This window comes from Streptosporangium vulgare (assembly GCF_042428775.1).
GTDB classification, from domain to species: domain Bacteria; phylum Actinomycetota; class Actinomycetes; order Streptosporangiales; family Streptosporangiaceae; genus Streptosporangium; species Streptosporangium vulgare.
The window spans coordinates 122,042-141,550 of record NZ_JBHMBS010000012.1 but is presented as its reverse complement, the minus strand read 5'-3'; the positions used below and the strand labels follow the sequence as shown (position 1 = coordinate 141,550).

Genomic DNA, 19,509 nt, shown 5'->3' with positions numbered 1-19,509 from the left:
ATTGTGGTGTTTTAGCACAATCGTTCGATTGTTGTGTCGAGGGGAAGGATCTCCACCGGTCAGGTCGGTTCGGGTGGAGGTAGAGCCCGCTGGCCAAAAGCAGCAGAGGGGGATGAAAACACTTTTTGATCAACTCTGCGTAACGTCATGCGGGACACCTGAGGATGTGTAGGGGACGAGGTCACGCGGAAGGGGCTCATGTGGATCGGAAGCAGGGCGTGGTCGTGTGCCGTGCGGCACGCCAGGTGGTCGACAACGGTGTTCTGACCGGGGAGTCGTCGTTCGCTCCCGGCCTGCGCGCCTGGACCCCCGAGGTGGCGGACGAGTTGTTCCGCCGGTTCGTGGAGAACTTCGACGAGTCCTCCGACGAGTTCCTGGTCAAGCTCGAACGGCAGATCGCCGAAGGCAGCGACGAGGCGATCGTGCTCGCCGCCGAACTGCTCTATCTCAACGTCATGCCGCTGAGCCCGGCCACGATCGGTGTCAATCGTAAATTCGAGATCCTGGGCAGCGTGCTTTCGTGGGCGTCCTTCCCGGTGAGGGTGCCCGAGGAGCTGGCCGCTGCGGCCTCACCGGGTTACATGAAGGGGGGCCAGGCGTTCCTCAACTACCGCTGGGCCCAGTTCGCGTTCCTCATCCGCCTCACGCGGCTGCTGGTGAAGCTACCGCCCGAGGAACGGGAATCTGCTCTGCGGGATCCGTGGCGCTTCCGGGAACTGGCCGAATCGGTGCTCACCGACTACGACGGCAAGTCGCGGGCTCGCGCCCAGTTCCACGTGCTGCTGTTCCTGCTGTTCCCCGATGTGTTCGCCCCCGTCTCGGTCGAGCGCAACAAGCAACTCATCCGTGACGCCTTCACCGACCGGCTTGCCGAGCCGACCGGGGATCTCGACCGAGACATCTACGCCATTCGCCAGCGGATCGAAGCGGAACACGGCGGACAGTTCAGCTTCTACGAGGAGCCCTGGCGGTCTCGCTGGGAGCCGCCTTCGCCACCACGGCCGCAGAAGGGCTGGCTGGTGCGCGGGGCCAACGTCGACGGCGTCAACGCGATCCCGCTGTGGTTGAGTGAGGGCTTCTGCTCGGTCAGCTTCGCGGACATCGAACGACTACCGGCCGGTGCGTCCCGGCAGCAGGTCAAGGAGGCTGTCGCCGCCGGACTACCCGACGCCAAACAAGGCGCGAAGGATGCCGCGACCGGGCAGCTGTGGCGTTTCCTCAGCGGCTTCCAACCTGGTGATCTCGTCGCGACCGTCGACGGTGACGCCGTCTATGTCGGTACCGTCACCGGTGACGCTTATTACGACGAATCCGCCGACCGTGGCCTGGCTCGCCGCCGCGCGGTCGAGTGGAACCCCGTCGCCCTGAGCCGCCAGGCCCTCCCCGAGGAAGCCCAGGCCAAGCTCAAGACCACGATGACGATCTGCGAGCTGACCAGCGTGATCGCGGCGTTGGCCACCGGCGCCGGACTGGAGGAACAGCTCACCGACGAGGTGCTGGCCCGGGACGAGACCCGCGACCTGATCGTCCCGGCACTCACCCGGATGTTCGCCGACGACCTGCTCATGCCGCTCGGCTGGCTGCGGGAGACCGCCGACCTGCTGACCACCAAACGACAGATGATCCTGTACGGCCCGCCCGGCACCGGCAAGACCTACCTGGCCACCAAGCTCGGCGAGGCTCTGGCCGGTCCTGATCGCACCAGCCTGGTGCAGTTCCATCCTTCCTACGGGTACGAGGACTTCATCGAAGGCTTCCGCCCCCGGCTCGGCGAGAACGGCACGATCGGCTTCGACCTGGTGCCCGGCCCGTTCAAGAACGCCGTGGAGGCCGCCGAGAAGGAGCCGGATCGGCCGTACGTCCTGGTCATCGATGAGATCAACCGCGCCAACCTGGCCAAGGTGTTCGGCGAGCTGTACTTCTTGCTGGAATACCGGAACCACGAGATCACCCTGCAGTACTCGCCGGACGAGCCGTTCAAACTGCCCAAGAACGTCTTCGTCATCGGCACGATGAACACCGTCGACCGCTCGGTGGCGCTGATCGACGCGGCGATGCGCCGTCGGTTCGTCTTCCGAGCCCTGACCCCTGACCGGCCCCCGGTCGACGGGCTGCTACGCCGCTGGCTGGAACGCGAGCGCCTCCCCGTCCTGCCCGCGCTCTTGCTGGAGGAGGTCAACCGCCGCCTGAACGACCCGGACCGCGCCGTCGGCCCCTCCTACCTGATGACGCCGAACGTGGCCACCCGGCGCGGACTGGAGCTCATCTGGGCGGCTGAGATCCTGCCCCTGCTGGAGGACCAGCTCTACGGCAAGATCGACGACATCGAGACCGAGTACGGCCTGCCGGTCCTGCTCGCCGCGCTCGGCCACACCCTGCCGTGACTTTGCGTCTCCACCTCGAAGAGGCCACGGTCGAGCCGCCCCGCGCCTTGACTCCGGCGCAGGTCGCCACGCTGGCCACAGTTCCCGACCTGGTCACCATCACCCCGACCGGGGGTGGGCTGTGGCGACTCGCCGGACGCCAGCGGGTCGGGACCGTACGGCTGGGCCACGGCGACGGAGCCGTCGAGATGCGCGTCCGGCCGAAACTGCCTGTTCGGCGGCTGCTCGGCCTGCTCGAACACGACGACATCTGGCAGAACCGCCAGATCACCGCCGCCACCGACGACCTACTCGTCCCCGCGCTGACCACCGTGTTCGCCCGTGCCACGGAGCGCGTGCTTCGCGGCGGGGTTCTGCACGGTTATGTCCACCGCGAGGACGCTCTCACCGTCGTGCGAGGCCGGATACGTACCAGCGCTCAACTGAGCCGCCGAATGGGGCTGCCCACCGCGATCGAGGTCGCCTACGACGACTACCTGGCCGACATCCCCGAAAACCGGATCCTGCTCGGCGCGATCGAACTCGCCCAAGCCTTGCCTGACGTCGCGGGCACCACTCGCGCGCTGCTGCGACATCTGAGCGCGCGGCTGGTCGGCGTCGCCCCCGTCCGCCCCGGAGCACCGCTGCCGCCGTGGCGACCGACCCGGCTCAACGAGCGATATGTCCCCGCGCTCCGGCTGGCCGAACTCCTCCTTTCCGGAGCCTCACTTCAGCAGGAGGGGACGCGGGCGATACAGATCGACGGGTTCGTCCTGAACATGGCCCAGATCTTCGAACGCTTCCTCACCCGGGAACTCACCACCGCGCTCCCGCCGTACGGCTTGCGCTGTGCCGCCCAGCAGGGGCACCGGCTGGACCGGCAGAAGCGAGTGCTCTTCCGGCCCGACATCCTCGTCCATCGTGACGGGCGGCCCCAAGCGGTCGTCGACGCGAAATACCGGACGCTGGACGGTGTTCCGCCGACCGGACATCTGTTTCAACTGATCTCCTACTGCACCGCTCTCGGTCTCACCGAGGGGCACCTCGTGTACGCCTCCGGGACGCCGTCAGCGGAGCCGTACCAGATCGAGAACTCGGATATCAGGGTGCACGTACACGTCCTGGACCTCGACCAGGAACCTGCTGACCTGGCGAACGCCGTAGCCACGTTGGCCGAGCGCTTGACGGAACGTTCCGGGCGACCAGCCAAGGCGACCGGATCGAGCCCGCCGGCCGACGAGATCGATCCGGTCTCCGGTGTGCGGGCGGGAACATGACAGCGAATCCTGGACAGGGGCAGGCAGGGGCGGCTGGGTACGCGCCGACATCCCCGACCGGGCCGCCATGTCCTCCGGGGCAGCGGCCGGTCGAGATTGGCGGTTATCCAGTCGAGGAGCGGGGTGAGGGAGCCGGGGACCGGCTCGGTCGCCGGCAGCGCGGGGTACTTCCTTGGTTCCGTCGCTGCCGCACCGGACGCCGAAACAGCGACGGTGCCGAGGAGAACCTGCGAAACACGCAGTTCCTCTGTGCTCAGCCGCAACGGCTCCAGTCGCTCTTCTATACCGCGGGAACGCGCGGCGAAGTGATCCACCGTCCGCGGCCAACCCGCGGGGGCCGTGGACGGCGGGTTCCGCTCACCTCGATCCGGGAACGACTCCGCCCAGATAGGTGGACTCCTCCAGCAGCCGCGGCGTCATCGTGATCCCGGTGAGGCGCTCGGCCATGAGGAACGCCGGCCCTTTGTGGGGATCGGTGTGCGGTGGGTAGGTGGAGCCGATCCGCTTCATGGTCTCTGCGAGCTCGTCCGGCATCTCCTCCGAGTAGCTTTCATGAGGCCTGAACATGAACTGGATCTTCCCGTCTTCGATCCAGTGGGAATAGCCTTCCTGGTACGCGAACTCGAACCGGATCTTTCCGTCGTCGATCCAGTAGAAGTAGTCCATGCCGTCGACGTCGAGGTAGAAGTGGGAGACGAGACGGGTGCCCGCCGACAGCGGCATGATGATCTCTTCGGTGATGCCAAGCCCGCTGCAGGCCTCGACGAGGAGTACCCAGTCTCCGACGGCGACGGCACCGAAGGTCTGCCACCGGATCAGCTTTTCAAGCGTCACGCGAGAGCAGTCTTCGACCCGGACGCCGAGCCGAGTCACCACTTCCTCAAGCGTCAGGCCGCGGACGTAGGTGAAGCAGTAGGCGTCCGCCAGGCCGGGGAAGCGCTCCGGGGAAAACCAGGAGTAGTCGTCAGGAGCTGTGGTCATCCCGTCATGCTCGCAGCACCCGCCGACACGATAAGAGCCATTTCGTCCTGAACAGCGGCTTTCCTTCGTGAGTTGCGGTACAAGGATCGCCGGATGCGAGGCGTTTCTGGCGGAGCGCAACTGGTCGTCCTCTGCTCAGCCGCAGTGGCTCCAGCCGCTCTTCCAGGACAGTGACCCGTGCGAGCCGCCCCAGATGACGCACTTCTTGGCGGCGGGCAGGCGTACGGGGCCCGCGTAGACGGTGAACCTGCCGGGGTTGCTCGCGGCTGCGCCGCCCTTCACCTGGAGGATCGCGTTCATCGCGATCTTGGAGGGGAAGACGTACCTGGACATGGTGACGACGCAGTTCCTGCCCTGGGCGGTGTTGTAGAGGAGATAGACGGTCGCCGCACTGCCCAGGGCCCTGGAGTCGACCACCTTGTAGCCGCTCCCGCAGACGCCGGTCGCCGTGTAGGGGTTGGGCTTCTGGGGGGTGGGCTTCGGGCTCGGCTTGACGGTGACGGTGACGGTGGGCTTCACCGTCGGTTTCGCGGTGGTGGGCCCGGCCGTCGGCTTGGGGGACGACGAGGGCTTGGGAGTTCCACTCGGCCGCGGCGAGGCCGTCGGCTTGGGAGCAGCCGGCGAGGGGGATCTGCTGGGCTTCCGTGTCGGCTTCTCCGCGGCGGAGGTCGCCTCCTCGGTGTTCTCCTCCGGTTCCCAGGGCGGCTCCGAAGGCGGCTCCCAGTCCTCCTCCGGCTCCCAGGAGGGCTCCGATTCCTCCTCCGGCTCCCAGGGCGGCTCCGAAGCCGTCTCCTTTGACTTGGGAGACTTCTTCGGGACCTCGGGGACGAGCGTCGGCTTCTGCTCCACGCTCTTCGACACGGTGGGGGTCGCCGCCGGTCGTGTCGTCGCCGCCTTCCCGTCGTCCTGGAGGAACGCCACGGCCCCGGCGGTCGCGCCGAGCGCGGCCACGACCGCCACCCCGGCGAGCAGGAGCCCCACGGGCCGAGGCGCCTTTCTCGGGTCCGGTTCCGGCTTGTCCCGTCCTGGCCCGTTCTGCTCAGGGCCGCCCTGCCACGGTCCGGGCCGCCCCTGCGCACCGTGCCCGGCCGCCGGTGGTCCGGCCTGCCCCGTGGTCATCCCGGGTACGGGCCCGGGGGCGGCCATGGGGCCGGGAGTGGGGGAGACGGCCGGGCGGGGGACCGGGGTGGTGGGGGCCGCGCCCATCAGGTGGCTGACGAGTTGCTCGGCGGTGGGGCGCAGGGCCGGGTCCTTGGACAGGCAGGCCGCGATCAGGTCGCGCAGCGGCCCCTCCAGCGCGCCCAGCTCCGGCTGCGCGTTCAGGATCCGGTTGATCACGACGGCGATGGAGTCCTGGCCGAACGCGGGCGTACCGGTCGCGGCGAAGACCATCGTGACGCCCCAGGCGAACACGTCGGCCGCGGGTGTCACCTCGCCGGAGCCGAGCTGCTCGGGCGCGAGGTAGGACGGGGTCCCCATCGCCACCCCGGTCGCCGTCATCCCCGGCGAGTCCAGCGCCCTGGCGATGCCGAAGTCGATCACCACCGGGCCCTCGGGGCCCATCAGCACGTTGGCGGGCTTGAAGTCGCGGTGCAGGATGCCCGCGCGGTGGATCGCCGACAGCGCGGTGGCCGTGCTGACGGCGAGGCGTTCCAGGGAGGCGCCGCGCCGGGGCCCCTCCCGGTCGACCAGCAGGCGCAGGGACGGCCCGGGGACGTACTCGCTCACGATGTACGGGCGGCTGCCGGCGAGGTCGGCGTGCAGCACGGCCGCGGTGCAGAACCTGGCCACCCGCTGCGCGACCGACACCTCGCGCAGGAAGCGGGCCCTGGCCTCGGGATCCCCGGCCAGCCCGTGATGGAGGAGCTTGACGGCGACCTGCTCGCCCCCGGGCCCCCGCCCGAGGTAGACGATCCCCTGGCCTCCCTCGCCGAGCCGCCCGACCAGCTCGAACGCGCCCAGCCGCGGTGGATCCTCCCCGGTGAGCGGCTCTGTCATGAAGTTCCCCCGAACAAACCCCGAAAAATACTTTATGTGGGGCAGAACGCTACCAGCGTGAGCGGGGATGAAGATTCGCTCCGGTGCGACTCCTGCTCCGGATGTTCCGGGATCCTGTGACGTCGCGTCCCCAGGTCCTCGTGATCTCGTACCTGGAAGGCCAGGAAGGCCAGGAAGGGCGGAAAGTCCGGAAAGTCCGGGAGGGGCGGTGTGAAAACCCGTTCAGATGGCCTTGCCCGGGTTGAGGATGCCGAGAGGGTCGAAGACCCGCTTGATCCCGTGGTGGATCTCCTCGGTGACCGGGCCGGTCTCCAGCGCCAGCCAGCGCCGCTTCAGCAGCCCGACGCCGTGCTCGCCGGTGAGCGTGCCGCCCATCCTCAGGGTCTCCCTGAAGAGCTCGTCGGCCGCCGCCCACACCTGCGGCGGCGGCTCGGTCAGGGCGTGGTCGAAGATGAAGACCGGGTGCAGGTTGCCGTCGCCCGCGTGGGCGACCGTGGTGATCAGCACGTCGTACTTGACCGCGATCGCCTCGATCTTCTCGATCATGTCCGGCAGCAGGGAACGCGGCACGCACACGTCCTCCACCAGGCACTTGCCCAGCCGCTCCTTGGCCTGGTAGGCCATCCGCCGGACCCCGATCAGCTCCTCGGCCTCCTGCGCCGACGACGACACCGCGACGAAGGCCGCGCCGTTGGCGGTGCAGAGCTCGGCCATCCGCTCGGAGACCGCGGGGCCGTCCACCGCGTCCGACTGCGCGATCAGCATCGCCCGGGTCGAGTCCTCCAGCCCGATGTTGCGCCAGTCGTCGATGGCCTTGAGCGTGTTGCGGTCGAGCATCTCCATCAGCGACGGCTGGCAGCCGGCCGCGATGATCGCCGAGACGGCGGAGGCGGCATCCCTTAGGGAGGTGAACTCGGCCGCGATCGTCGCCGGGTAGACCGACGGGGCCCTGCGCAGGCGCACCGTCGCCGCGGTGATGACCCCGAGCGTCCCCTCGGAGCCGACGAACAGCCCGGTCAGGTCGTAGCCCGTCACGCCCTTCACGGTGCGCCTGCCGGTGTTGATCACCCGTCCGTCCGCGAGCACGACCTCCAGGCCCATCGCCGAGTCGCGGGTCACCCCGTACTTCACGCACCGCAGCCCGCCCGCGTTGGTGGCGAGGTTGCCGCCGATGGTGGAGATCTCGTACGAGGAGGGGTCGGGGGCGTACATGAGCCCGTGCTCGCGGGCGGCCCGGTCCAGGTCGGCGGTGATGACGCCCGGCTCGACCACGGCCGTCTCGTCGGCGGGGGACAGCTCCCTGATGGCCGTCATCTTGTGCAGCGCCAGCACGACGCATCCCTCGACGGCGGTCGCCCCGCCCGCCAGGCCGGTCCCGGCGCCCCTGGGCACCACCGGCACCCGGTGCTCGGTGGCCCACCTCATCACGGCGACCACGTCGTCCCTGGTGTGCGCCAGCACCACGGCGAGCGGTCTCCCCGGCTCCAGGAAGGTCCGGTCCCGCGCGTAGGAGTCGGTCACGTCGGGATCGGTCAGCACCTTCTCCGGTGCGAGCGCCGCGACGAGTTCGGAGATAACGGTCACACGTTGGACTTTACGGCCTGTACCAACATGCCCCCTCCGGACAAAACGTGCTTTATTGCATTTTCGCAACATCATTTGGCGGCTTGACTCTAACTTTACCTTCTCGTCTAATCTCCCCGTCGGCGCGCTCATACGGCGGGCCGGTGATGGACGCGTCCGGTCAACCCGGACGCAGGGAAAGGGGACACGTTGTCCGGCAGAGTCAGCAGCGGAGGCGCTCCCCGGCGCCTCCTCGCGATAGTCCCCGTGCTCGGCCTGGCCGTCGCGGGACTGGCTGTGGGCGGTGCGTCGGCCGAGAGCGACACCTCGGTCGCGCGGTACCAGCCGACCGCGGCCGACTACTACATCAACTACGCGCCCCCCAGGGACGAGCCCGAGGTCGACGACCCGGCCGTGCCGTCGGCGAAGGCGCGCAAGGTCAGCCCGTCCAAGAAGCTCGCCGAGAAGTACTCCGCGGGCAACCCCGTCGCCGCGCGGGTGCTGGCCGACCGTGAGGCCCAGGCGATCAGGACGCGGACCAACCCCGCGGACTTCATCTTCAAGAAGTCGAAGACCGTCAAGACGGCGAAGCTCCTCACGCTGCTGGTGGAGTTCAACGACAAGGCCAACGACGACTTCTCCGGCTTCTCCCGGCCCCTGGACGTCGACAGCGAGGACCCGGCCGAGTGCGTCACCGAGCCGGCGGGCACCCTGCTCAACGGCCCGCTGCACAACAAGATCCCCAACCCGGCCACGCTGTCCCACAAGGACAACAACAGCTTCTGGGTGCCCGACTTCAGCCCTGACCACTTCAACAAGATGCTCTACACCAAGCAGGGCATCACCCAGCGCGTCCGCACCGACCTGACCGACCCCCGGGACGGCCGCAAGGGCATCGACATCTCCGGCTCCACCATGAAGAACATGTACGAGGAGATGTCCAAGGGCGCCTACACGGTCACCGGGCAGGCGAGCCCGTGGATCAAGGTCCCGCACTCCGAGGCCTACTACGGCGCGCGCGCCTGCGGCCAGCCGGTGCAGGACATGAGCGGCCACCCGGACAACCCCCGCGGGGCCGGCCAGCTCGCCATCGACGCGGTCGACGCCCTGGTCGCGAGCGACCCGAACTTCCCCTGGGCCGACTACGACATCGAGGACGTCGGTGACGCCGACGGCGACGGCAACTTCGCCGAGCCCGACGGCGTGGTCGACCACCTGGTCCTGGTCCACGCGGGCAAGGACAAGTCCTCCGACGGCGGCGCCGAGGGCACCTACGCGATCTGGGCGCACTCCAGCGCGGTGGCCGGCGGCTACCAGGTGCCCGGCAAGAACGTGAAGATCTCCAACTACATCGTGCAGCCCGAGGACTCCGGCGTCGGTGTCTTCGCGCACGAGTACGGCCACGACCTGGGCCTGCCGGACCTCTACGACACCAGCGGCCAGGCCTCCTCGGCCGTCGACTTCTGGGACCTCATGTCCAGCGGCTCGCACAGCGGCCCGATCTTCCAGTCGCTGCCCGCCCACATGAGCATCTGGAGCAAGTGGATCCTCGGCTGGGCCAACCCGAAGGTCTTCAACCCCGGTGACCGCACCGACCTGGTGACGATCGGCCAGGCCTCGCGCACGCCCAAGCTCACCCAGGACGGCGTCCGCGTCAACCTGACCAGCCCCCCGGTCACGATGGTCGAGCCGCACAGCGGCACCAAGACGCTCTGGTCGAACTTCGACCAGGAGTGGGCCAACGTCAAGGTCGCCCGCGACGTGCAGGTGCCCGCCGGGACCGACCTGAAGTTCTGGGTCTGGAACAACTACGAGATCGAGGAGGACTGGGACTTCGGCTTCATCGAGACCTCCGTCGACGGCGGCACCACCTGGACCCAGCAGAAGGTCTACACCGAGGGCGGCGCCCTGGTCTCGACCGACGACGGCTACGCCGACCCCAACAAGAACCTCGCGGCGTTCGGCGGCAAGAAGTACGGCCTCACCGGCAACACCGACGGCTGGCGTCACGACTACGTCGACCTCACCCCCTTCGCCGGTAAGACGATCAAGGTGCGCCTGACGTACAACACCGACGCGGCCTTCACCCCGCGCGGCTGGCACGCCGACGACTTCTCGCTCACCAACGGCACCCAGACCGTCTGGAGCGACGACCTGGAGGCCGGGCTCAACGGCTGGACGGCCACCGGCGGCACCTTCAACGGCACCCACGGCCAGGGCTGGGTCCTCAACGACGGCAAGCGCGAGGTCTCCCGGTTCTACCTGGCCGAGTGGCGCAACTTCGACGGGTTCGACAAGGGCCTGCAGTACACCTACACCACCAACTACTCGCGTGAGGGCGCGTGGAAGGTGGAGAAGGTCAAGTACAACGCCCCCGGCCTGCTCGTCTGGTTCCGCGACTCGAACTACACCAACAACTCGGTGGCCAACAACCTCGAACTGGCGCCGAGCATCGGTTCCAAGGGCAGCCTGCTCCTCGTCGACTCCCACTTCGACCCGCTGCGGCGGACCGGCGAGGCGGCCGCGAAGGACACCACCACGCTCAAGAACATGAACGGCCGCGTCCAGACCTCGAACGCCGCCTTCTCCTTCGACAAGACCTACCCCTTCACCGAGTGCTTCGAGGGGCCGGGCGAGCCCTTCAGCGAGTACTGCACCAAGGTGGCCGCGCAGAAGGGCGTCTCGGAGTTCACCGACGCCAAGACGTGGTACCCGGGCTTCGAGGCCCGCGGCACCAGCCTGTTCTACCGCGACTTCGACGCCTCGACGGTCGTCCCCTCCAAGGGCGACCAGCTCTACAGCACCCGGATCGTCAACGCCGACGGCACCCCGGCCACCGCGCTGTACGGGACCGACATGGGCAACGGCCACGTCCTCGGCTCCGGCAACCCCGGTGACGAGGGCAAGGCGCTGGGCGTGAAGCTCAAGCTGATCACCCCGTTCCCGGGCAACCTCGGCGCGATCGTGCAGGTCACCCCGCCCAAGCAGTAGTCACCCCGCCTGAGAAACAGATCGTCTCGCCCGACGGGCGAACGAACGCCCATGGGCACCGGGGCCCCGCCGTCACCGACGGCGGGGCCCTACCATTTGAACGGGCACTCACCCGATCGGATAGGGGCAGCGTGGGAGAGCTTCGAAGCAAGGCCGAGCACACCGAGGCCATCCGGACCAAGGGCAGGGTCTGCGTGGTCGTGAACACGCGCTCGCGCCGCGGCCGGCGCCACTACCCGGCGGTGGTCCGCGCGCTGCGGGCCGAGGGGTTCGACTCGATCCGCTTCCTCCCGGTGGTCGACCCCAAACGCCTGCGCGCCACCCTGGAGGAGGCCCTGGCCGACGAGCCCGACCTGCTCGTCGTGGGCGGCGGCGACGGCACGCTCAGCGCCGCCGTCAAGCACGTCGCCCACCGCGACGTCGCCCTCGGCGTGCTGCCCCTGGGCACCACCAACAACTTCGTCCGCAGCCTCGGCGTCCCCCTCGACCTCGCCGGGGCCATCCGGGTCCTGCGCACCGGGAAGGTCGCCGACATCGACCTGGGCGTCGCCGGTGACCGCGAGTTCGCCAACCTGGCCAGTTTCGGGGTCTCCGTGGAGGTGGCGGGCAAGGTGCGGCACGGGGTGAAGCGCCTCCTGGGCCGCGCGGCCTACCCGCTCACGGCCCTGACGATCCTCCCGCGCCACCAGCCGTTCCGGGCCTTCCTCACCGTGGACGGGCGCCGCCACGAGCTGCTCACCCACCAGCTCAACATCGCCAACGGCCGCTTCCACGGCGGCTGGCAGGTCGCCAGGGACATCAGCATCGACAACGGCCGCCTGGTCGCGTACCAGCTCGGCTCGGGCAAGCGCCTGCGCCTGCTGCTGGAGACCATGGTCCGCGCCGGCAGCGGCCGCTGGCGCAGCCTGGCGGGAGGTCCCTTCGTGGTGGGCCGCGAGATGTATCTGGAGACCGACCCGCCGATGGCCGCCGACGTCGACGGCGAGGTCCGCCTGATGACCCCCATCATGATCCGGACCGTCCCCAACGGCCTGCGGGTGATGGTCCCCGACGACTTCGTCGACTCCTGAGCCCGGCGGCGCCCCCACAGGGCTTACCGGGTCTCTGGAGGCTCATAGGGTCTCAGAGAGCCTCATGGAGCGTGGTGGAGCCCGGTGCGGCTGGTGATTGGAACCCGCCTCACCGGGTAGTCGGAGGTTTCCGACAGATGGAGGAAACCATGGCATCGCTGATCGACCGGGTCCGAAGCTACCTGCGCACCCCGCAGGGGCAGCGGAACATGGAGAAGGCCAAGGCGATGGCCCGCGACCCGCGCAACCAGCAGAAGCTGCGCGGGCTCCTCGACCGCTTCCGGGGCGGTCACACCCGCCGCTGACCCCGCCCGCCCGGCGGGGAGTCCGGGCCCCGGCCGGTAGCCCGGGCCCGGCTCTCGTACGGGTCACGTCCCGGCCCCGGCGCGCGGGCGATCCGCTTCCGCGGCTCTGTAGCCCTACGGCTCTACGGCTGCTTTCCGGTGATACGCCGGAACCTCGTCCTGAGCCTTTCGAACAGCGGCTCCTGCGCCGGCAGGCCCTCGTGGGGCTCGTCCCCATGCTGCGAGGGCGCCTGGACGCGGGCGTCCCGCGGGTGGTGTTCCGGCCCGCGCTCCTCCGGCCGCTCGACATCGGCCGCACCCGCCGCGCCGGGAGGCTCGGGGACGGGGTCCCCGAGGGCCCGGGCCGAAGGGGGGTTGATCCTCTGGGGGCGGAAATCCTGGGCCGAGGCGTTGTGAGGCGGGGCGTCGTGGGGCGGGGCGTCGGGGGAACGAAGGTCCTGGGGACGGGGATCCGGTACGCCGGAGTGCCGCGTGGCGGGATCCGGGGGGCGGGGCCGCCGGGCGCGCCGCAGCTCCTCCAGGGCCTCGGCCGCGCCGGGACGCTTGCCCGTCGCGTGGTCGCGCATCCGCCGCAGCAGGTCCATCACCTCCACGGGCGCCCCGCCGGGGGCGGGCTCGGCGTCGGGGGTGGCCGGGGGGAGCTTCCCGGTCAGCAGCTGGAAGGCGATCACCCCGGCCGCGTACACGTCGGAGGCGGCCGTCATCCGCTCCGGCATGGCCTGGCACTCGGGAGCCGCGTAATGGGTGTCGAGGACGTTGGGCAGCTCGTTGGCCACGGTGTGCGCGCGGGGTCCCGGCTTGGCGTAGTCGAACCCGGTGAGCATGGCCCGGCCCTCCTCCGTCACCAGCACGCACGCGGGGCTGAGCGCCCGGTGGATCACGTTGTTGGCGTGCACGTGGGCGAGACCCAGCAGCATGTCCTCCACCACGTCCAGCCGGGCGGCGGCGGAGAGCGTGGACATGGGGGCGGTGAGGTGCAGGTGCAGCGCCTGGCCGTGCACGTCGTCGAGGACGAGCACGAACCGGCTCTCGTCGTCGATGGCGAAGAAGTCGCGGGCGCGCACCACGCACGGGTGCGGGGGAATCCTGGTGAGGGCCTGGTAGGCGTTGGTGATCAGCCGTCGCTCGGCCGCCCTCGGCTCCTCCTCGGCCAGCGGGTCGGCCCGGTAGACGCGCAGCAGGACCGTCTCGCTGCCCGGGACCGTCGCGTTGATCGCCCGGTACTCGGTGACCCTGGTGTCGCCGCCCAGCTGCTCCTCCACCTCCCAGCTGCCGAAGCGCGGCGGCGCCGTGGAGCGCCGCACGCTCCCGTTGAGCGCCTCGATGATCGCGGTGCCGTACGGCGCGGTGTCCGTGGTGTGGCCGCGCCTGACGCGGGAGACGTCGCTCAGCGTGCCGATCAGCCCGGCGAGGTCGGTGACGTGCCGGGAGTCGCGGCCGGCCGGGTCGACCAGCTCCGCGTCGGTCCCGGTGAGCACCACGAGGCTGTCGACGTAGACGCGGTCCAGCTCGCGGCGCTCCTGGGTGAGCAGCCCCTTGAGCGCGCGGCCGTTGCCGCGCAGCTTGGCGACGGGGGAGCCGAACGCCTCCCGCCGCTGCGGGAACCAGCGGGTTCCGGCGACCTCGATCCGGCCGCGGGTGCCCTTGACGTCGATGACGCAGAGCGAGTGGCCGGTCAGGACGATCACGTCCACCTCGAAGGTGTCGTCTCCGCGGGGCACCTCGATGTTGTGCAGCAGCAGCCAGTCGTCCGGCGCGTTGTCCCGCAGGTGCGCGATGACCCGTCGCTCGGCGTCGTTGACCGGGCTTCCGCCGCCGACGATCTGTGCCATCTCTAGCGTGCCGCCTTCCTGATCGCGCTCATCGTGCCACGCAGTATCCCAAGAGGCTCATCTTCGCCCGTACCTCTACTTTTCCACCACTGGACACGCGAGCCTCCCTATGATCATGACGTATCCCGGCCGTGAGAGTGATCGACTTCCCCGGCACGCCGGACACACGGGGGCGGCGCGGCCTCGGCCGGTCGCCCGGTCGAGGCGGACGGGGGCTGCGGCCGGTCCACGACGATCGCCCCGCCCTCGCCAGGGTCGTGAGCGTCCTCGCCAGAGTCGCGAGTGTCCCTCGCCGGGGACCGCGGGCGTACTCGCCTCCGAGGAGGCGCGCGCGGAGGCTCGCGAAGGCACGGAGCCCGTGTGGAAGGCACGGGGTCCGCGCCCGTACGGGGCGTGGGCTCAGCTCTCGCCGAACACGTCCCTCCCGCTGAACGGCGCCGTGGCGAACCGGTGCAGGATCTTGCCGGTCGTCAGCCATCGGACGTGGGCGCCGTTGCGGGCCCGGGACACGGCCCGCTCGGCCAGCCAGGGGGCGACCGTCTCCACCCGGTCGGCCAGGATGTTGAACGTCTTCCTCGCCCGCCGCAGTTCCTGCGGGTCGTAGTCGTGGGTGAGCAGGTCGGTCACCACCATCCCCGGGCTGAGCAGCCCGATCGACACGCCCGGGGGCATCTCCTTGGCCGCCGCTCGCGTCAGGTAGGTGAGCGCCCGCTTGGTCGCGCCGTAGACGCCCAGCCCGGGGACCGTACGGCCGTCGCTGCCCAGCCCCTCCATGTTCCACACGTGCCCGGAGCCCTGGACGGCCATCCCGGTCACCGCCACCGCCGTGCCGTTCAGCGCACCGGCCAGGTTCACGTCGACGACCGTCCTGACCTCGTCCTCCGGCAGTCTCCACAGCGGCTGCCTGCGGTGGGAGACCCCCGCGTTGTTGATCCACACGTCCACCCGCCCGAACCTCCCGGCCGCCGCGTCCCACAACGCCTGGACCTGGCTCCGGTCGGCGACGTCGGCGACCATCGCCAGGACGTCCCGCCCGGCTGATCCGGCTGATCCGGCTGATCCGGCTGTTTCGGCCGGTTCGGCTGATTTGGCTGGTCCGGCCAGGCCGGACAGTTCTGACAGGGCCCTCTCCACCGAGTCGGCGCGGCTGCCGCACAGCGCGACGCGGTGACCGCGCTCCAGGAAGGCCCTGGCCATGCCGAGGCCGATGCCCCGGGTGCCGCCGGTGAGCACGATGTTCGTCATGGTCGCCTCGCGAGTGGTCGGTGGGACGGTGGCCGGGGACGGGCCGGCGCGGAACGCCCGGTGGCCGGTCGTGAGCCTCCCGGCGCCGAGCGCGCGGAAAAACGCGGGCCGGGGAGTAGTTTGCCGTGCGGCACGGCACGGTGTCGTCCCCGTACCCCGAGTGATCATCGCAGCCCGGCGCATGTTTGCCTGGGGAGGGGAGGGTAGACGTCCTTTCCTGTAGGGGAGGAGGCAGCCCATGATCAATACCAAGGAATCACTGCCGACGTCCGAGCTGATCAGGCAGATGTCCGAGCAGGTCTCGCGGCTCGTCAAGGACGAGCTGCGCCTGGCCAGGGCGGAGCTGACGGAGAAGGGCAGGCACGCGGGAATCGGCGTGGGGTTGTTCGGCGGAGCGGGAGTGGTGGCCCTGTTCGGGGGCGGCGCCCTGGTCGCCGCGGTGATCCTGTTCCTCGCGCAGGTCATGCCCCCGTGGGCGGCCGCCGCGCTCGTGGGCGGGGTGCTGTTGGTCGTGGCCGGCGCGCTGGGGTTCTTCGGCAAGCGCCAGGTCGCCGAGGCCGGCCCGCCGACCCCCGAACGGACCATCGAGAGCGTCAAGGACGACATCGACGCGGTGAAAGAGAGGGCGCACCGATGACTGAGACTGACCCGGGCGGAGCCGAGCGGCCCCGGGCCGTGGCCGGAACCACCGGATCCCGCAGGAAGGGCGTCGACGAGCCCGTCACGCCGGACGAGAGCGGATCGCTGAACATCCCGCCGAACCAGCCGGACGGCACGCCCCGCGAGGACCTCGGCGTCGCCGAGTCCGAGCGCGACGGCACGCCCCGGCTCCCGGGAGACGCGGCACTCGCCGCCGTCCCGGACACCACGGCGGCGACCACCCCGTACGCCAACACCGGCGCCACCGTCGGCGGCGTGACGGGGGACGGCAAGACCGTCGGAGACGACGGGAAGGACACGGAGACCGTGCGGCGGGACATCGAGGACGCCCGCCGCGAACTGGGCGACACAGTGGAGGCACTGGTGCACAAGACCGACGTCAAGGGCCGTTTGCAGGAGACCGCCGCTCAGGTGGGCGACGACCTGCGCAAGGTGGGGGCGGCGACCGCCACCACGGCCACCGAGATGGTGGAGCGGGTCAAGGTCGCCGCACCTGAGATGGTCGGGCGGGTCAAGGAGGCGGCTCCCGAGGTCGTCGGCAGGGTCAAGGAGGCGACCCCCGTCGAGATCAAGGACGCGGCGGGCCGGGTCACCACCGAGGCGGGCAAGCGACCCGTCGCGACGATCGCGGTCGTCGCCGCGATCGCCCTCGTCGTCCTGCGTGTCCTGCGGCGAGGCAAGAAGAAGTAGATGCCCGGCAGCATCGACAGGGCCGCCCCCGGCGATTCGCGGGGGCGGCTCGCCCTTGTCCCCGACACCCCCTCGCAACTGTCTCGGCGAGCCTGGTGGGGGGTCCTCAGGAGGACCGTCCTGGAGTTCCAGCGGGACGGCCTGCCCGACTGGGCCGCGGCCCTCACCTACTACGCGGTGCTGTCGATCTTCCCCGGCCTGATCGTGCTGGTGTCCGTGCTCGGCCTGGTCGGCCAGGACGTGATCTCCACCATCCTGTCCCAGGTCGCGGCACTCGCTCCCGGCGACGTCACGAAGCTGGTGGAGGACCAGGTCAACCAGGTACGCGGCAGCGGCAGCGCGCGGGGTTTCCTCGCGATCGCCGGTCTGCTGGTGGCGCTCTGGTCGGCCTCCGGCTACATCGCCGCCTTCGTCAGGGCCGGGAACGCGATCTACGACATCCGGGAGGGGCGCCCCCTGTGGAAGCTGACCCCGCTCCGGATCGGGCTGACGCTGGTGTTCGTCGTCCTGATGGCCGCCGCCGCGGTGGCCGTCACCTTCACGGGAAGGCTCGCCGAGCTGGCGGGCGAGGCCCTGGGAGTCGGGCAGACCGCGGTCACCGTCTGGGGGTACGCCAAGTGGCCGGTCCTGGTGCTGATCGCCGCGGGCCTGGTGATGCTCCTCTACTGGGCCGCGCCCAACGTCCGCCAGCCGGGATTCCGCTGGATCAGCCCCGGCGGGCTGCTGGCGGTGCTGCTCTGGGTCGTCGTCTCCGCGGGGTTCGCGGCCTACGTCGCCAATTTCGGCTCCTACGACAAGACCTACGGCACGCTGGGCGCCGCCGTGGTGTTCCTGGTCTGGCTGTGGCTGTCCAACATGGCCATCCTGCTGGGCGCGGAGTTCGACGCCGAACTCATGCGGGAACGCCGGATCGCCGCGGGCCATCCGCCCGAGAGCGAGCCGTATGCCGAGGCCAGGGACGAGGCGAAGGACGAGGACGGCCCCCTGCCCGGTCCCGGCGAACGCTGACCCGGGCCCCCGGCGGAACACCTCCGACCCAGACCCGCGCGCGCAAGCGAGCCAAACTCATGTCTGTCGGGGTAATCTGACCGTTTCCGGGTGGGCGGCGGACCCCCTCCTCTCCGCCCGCCCGGGCCTTCCCGTGCCCTCCCGTGCCCGATGTCCCGTCAGGTGCCCGTTTGCGGCTCGGAACGGCGAACTATGCTGATCTCGGGCGCGCGGAGAGCCGGGCGCATGTAGCGTTCTTCGGCAGGACACGATGTTCTCGGGCAGGACACGATTCTCGGGGCAAGGACACACAGGAGGTCTCATGCGCCGTGTTCTCGGGATCACCGCGGGCCTCGCCCTCATCGCGGCCGCCCTGTCACCGCTGCCGCAGGCCCAGGCCAGTTGCGTCACCGCCGCCAGGAAGTGCCAGGGCGCCCCGCTGATCGGCATCGAGGTGAAGGGCGGGGCCGTGCCCAGCCCGGACTCGAAGGGCCGGATCTCCTACACCCTCGACTACTCCATGACCTGGACGCCCTCCTTCGCCCCCTACTGGGGCGCCTTCTGGGTGGGAGGCCGCTTCCCCAAGGGCGCGCGGGGCCCCGCCCGGGCGGTGCTGCTCGACGACGCCGGCGAGCGGGTCGCCGTCCTGCGCTGCCGCGAGCACTCCGACGGCGTCTGGTGCGCCGCCGGAAGCCACGTCCCGCACCGGGGGAGGGTCGTCTTCACGGCCCGCCTCGCGCCCGGCACCGAGGCCAGGACCGCGGCCAGGCTCGGCTTCGACAGCTTCGAAGGGCTCGACCGGGAGGAGTCCGCGCGCCGCCTCAGCCGGACGCAGGCGCGGGAGGGATTCTGCGAGCACCGTTTCACCACGACCGTCACGACGACGCAGGCCCCATAGGCCCCTGGCCCCCTGAGGAGACGAGTTGAACGCCGTACTGACCGGTGTGCACCACCTCAAGATCTGGGTGAGCGACCTGGAGCGGAGCCGCTCCTGGTACGAACGGGTCCTTGGGCTGGAGCACCACACCAGCTTCCAGGACGAGGACGGCGTGGTCAGGGGCATGAGCTTCACGGTCCCCGGCGCGGCCTTCCAGATCGCGCTGCGCGAGAACCCCGACCTGGCCAGGGCGCTCTTCGACGCCGACCCCTTCGCGCTCCAGGTCACCCGTGAGGGGCTCGACGCCTGGGTCGCCCGTCTCGACGGTCTCGGCGTCCCGCACGGCCCGGTCTTCCGGGCCTCCGCGGGCCACGCGATGGGCTTCACCGACCCCGACGGCGTCCAGATCCGCCTGTACGCCCCGGACGAGGAGGTCCACGCCGCCCAGGTGGGCTCCGGAGGCGTCTACCAGGGCCAGGCCCCGGAGCCCGCCCCCGCCCCCGGGCGGGATCGGGACTGAGGCCGTCGTCCACCGGGCGCGAGCCCGCCCCTGGGCGGGACCAGGACTGAGGCCGTTCACCGGGCCCTGAGCCTCCGCTCCCGGGCGATCGGGGCCGAGGCCGTTCACCGAGCCCCCGCCCTCGGGCGGGATCGGGACTGCGGCCGTCCA

At 70.2% G+C, this 19,509-nt stretch carries 15 protein-coding genes; 10 read left to right on the top strand and 5 right to left on the bottom strand.

Annotated features, from left to right (window positions below):
* Positions 1 to 200: 200 nt before the first annotated feature.
* Both ACFFRH_RS24955 and ACFFRH_RS24950 read left to right on the top strand, forming a co-directional pair.
* Positions 201 to 2,384, top strand: a complete 2,184-nt coding sequence (locus ACFFRH_RS24955) for an McrB family protein (RefSeq protein ID WP_344747528.1) — start codon at positions 201 to 203, stop codon at positions 2,382 to 2,384.
* Complete coding sequence (locus tag ACFFRH_RS24950) at positions 2,381 to 3,640, top strand: McrC family protein (protein ID WP_386159902.1); 1,260 nt, start codon at positions 2,381 to 2,383, stop codon at positions 3,638 to 3,640. Before ACFFRH_RS24955 ends, ACFFRH_RS24950 begins: the two co-directional genes overlap by 4 nt.
* A gap of 357 nt (positions 3,641 to 3,997) precedes the next feature.
* Here the strand turns inward: ACFFRH_RS24950 and ACFFRH_RS24945 are convergent, their stop codons facing one another.
* The 3 genes from ACFFRH_RS24945 to ACFFRH_RS24935 form a co-directional block, all read right to left on the bottom strand.
* Entirely contained in the window at positions 3,998 to 4,621 is a 624-nt protein-coding gene (locus ACFFRH_RS24945; protein WP_344747530.1) for a DUF6461 domain-containing protein, read from the bottom strand.
* A 135-nt stretch (positions 4,622 to 4,756) separates the two neighbouring features.
* Positions 4,757 to 6,619, bottom strand: a complete 1,863-nt coding sequence (locus ACFFRH_RS24940; protein ID WP_344747531.1) for a serine/threonine-protein kinase — start codon at positions 6,617 to 6,619, stop codon at positions 4,757 to 4,759.
* A gap of 222 nt (positions 6,620 to 6,841) precedes the next feature.
* Positions 6,842 to 8,203, bottom strand: coding sequence for an FAD-binding oxidoreductase (locus tag ACFFRH_RS24935; RefSeq protein WP_344747532.1), 1,362 nt, complete (start codon positions 8,201 to 8,203; stop codon positions 6,842 to 6,844).
* A 189-nt stretch (positions 8,204 to 8,392) separates the two neighbouring features.
* Here ACFFRH_RS24935 and ACFFRH_RS24930 point away from each other — a divergent pair, with 189 nt between their 5' ends.
* From ACFFRH_RS24930 to ACFFRH_RS24920, 3 genes are all read left to right on the top strand, one after another.
* Positions 8,393 to 11,173 carry an immune inhibitor A domain-containing protein gene (locus ACFFRH_RS24930; RefSeq protein WP_344747533.1) on the top strand — a complete coding sequence of 927 codons (2,781 nt, stop codon included), beginning with the start codon at positions 8,393 to 8,395 and terminating at the stop codon, positions 11,171 to 11,173.
* A gap of 131 nt (positions 11,174 to 11,304) precedes the next feature.
* On the top strand, positions 11,305 to 12,243 hold the full coding sequence (locus ACFFRH_RS24925) for a diacylglycerol/lipid kinase family protein (protein WP_344747534.1): 939 nt from the start codon (positions 11,305 to 11,307) through the stop codon (positions 12,241 to 12,243).
* A gap of 149 nt (positions 12,244 to 12,392) precedes the next feature.
* Positions 12,393 to 12,548, top strand: a complete 156-nt coding sequence (locus tag ACFFRH_RS24920; protein ID WP_344747535.1) for a hypothetical protein — start codon at positions 12,393 to 12,395, stop codon at positions 12,546 to 12,548.
* Between the two features lie 122 nt (positions 12,549 to 12,670).
* Here the strand turns inward: ACFFRH_RS24920 and mads6 are convergent, their stop codons facing one another.
* Positions 12,671 to 14,380 (bottom strand): methylation-associated defense system protein kinase MAD6, encoded by a 1,710-nt coding sequence (gene mads6, locus ACFFRH_RS24915; RefSeq protein ID WP_344747536.1) that lies wholly within the window; start codon positions 14,378 to 14,380, stop codon positions 12,671 to 12,673.
* Between the two features lie 399 nt (positions 14,381 to 14,779).
* Entirely contained in the window at positions 14,780 to 15,625 is an 846-nt protein-coding gene (locus ACFFRH_RS24910; RefSeq protein ID WP_344747537.1) for an SDR family oxidoreductase, read from the bottom strand.
* 238 nt (positions 15,626 to 15,863) lie between these two features.
* Here ACFFRH_RS24910 and ACFFRH_RS24905 point away from each other — a divergent pair, with 238 nt between their 5' ends.
* The 5 genes from ACFFRH_RS24905 (at position 15,864) to ACFFRH_RS24885 (ending at position 19,359) form a co-directional block, all read left to right on the top strand.
* Entirely contained in the window at positions 15,864 to 16,262 is a 399-nt protein-coding gene (locus ACFFRH_RS24905) for a phage holin family protein (protein WP_344747539.1), read from the top strand.
* On the top strand, positions 16,259 to 16,975 hold the full coding sequence (locus ACFFRH_RS24900) for a DUF3618 domain-containing protein (protein ID WP_344747540.1): 717 nt from the start codon (positions 16,259 to 16,261) through the stop codon (positions 16,973 to 16,975). Before ACFFRH_RS24905 ends, ACFFRH_RS24900 begins: the two co-directional genes overlap by 4 nt.
* Entirely contained in the window at positions 16,976 to 17,983 is a 1,008-nt protein-coding gene (locus tag ACFFRH_RS24895; RefSeq protein WP_344747542.1) for a YihY/virulence factor BrkB family protein, read from the top strand.
* 301 nt (positions 17,984 to 18,284) lie between these two features.
* Complete coding sequence (locus ACFFRH_RS24890) at positions 18,285 to 18,860, top strand: hypothetical protein (RefSeq protein WP_344747543.1); 576 nt, start codon at positions 18,285 to 18,287, stop codon at positions 18,858 to 18,860.
* A gap of 25 nt (positions 18,861 to 18,885) precedes the next feature.
* Positions 18,886 to 19,359 carry a VOC family protein gene (locus ACFFRH_RS24885; protein WP_344747544.1) on the top strand — a complete coding sequence of 158 codons (474 nt, stop codon included), beginning with the start codon at positions 18,886 to 18,888 and terminating at the stop codon, positions 19,357 to 19,359.
* Positions 19,360 to 19,509: the final 150 nt, after the last annotated feature.

Excerpts from the sequence above, each read along its gene's own strand:
- ACFFRH_RS24945 (WP_344747530.1), bottom strand. The coding sequence starts at position 4,621 with ATGACCACAGCTCCTGACGACTACTCCTGGTTTTCCCCGGAGCGCTTC.
- ACFFRH_RS24940 (WP_344747531.1), bottom strand. The coding sequence starts at position 6,619 with ATGACAGAGCCGCTCACCGGGGAGGATCCACCGCGGCTGGGCGCGTTC.
- ACFFRH_RS24920 (WP_344747535.1), top strand. The coding sequence starts at position 12,393 with ATGGCATCGCTGATCGACCGGGTCCGAAGCTACCTGCGCACCCCGCAG.
- mads6 (WP_344747536.1), bottom strand. The coding sequence starts at position 14,380 with ATGGCACAGATCGTCGGCGGCGGAAGCCCGGTCAACGACGCCGAGCGA.
- ACFFRH_RS24910 (WP_344747537.1), bottom strand. The coding sequence starts at position 15,625 with ATGACGAACATCGTGCTCACCGGCGGCACCCGGGGCATCGGCCTCGGC.
- ACFFRH_RS24905 (WP_344747539.1), top strand. The coding sequence starts at position 15,864 with ATGATCAATACCAAGGAATCACTGCCGACGTCCGAGCTGATCAGGCAG.
- ACFFRH_RS24900 (WP_344747540.1), top strand. The coding sequence starts at position 16,259 with ATGACTGAGACTGACCCGGGCGGAGCCGAGCGGCCCCGGGCCGTGGCC.
- ACFFRH_RS24895 (WP_344747542.1), top strand. The coding sequence starts at position 16,976 with ATGCCCGGCAGCATCGACAGGGCCGCCCCCGGCGATTCGCGGGGGCGG.
- ACFFRH_RS24890 (WP_344747543.1), top strand. The coding sequence starts at position 18,285 with ATGCGCCGTGTTCTCGGGATCACCGCGGGCCTCGCCCTCATCGCGGCC.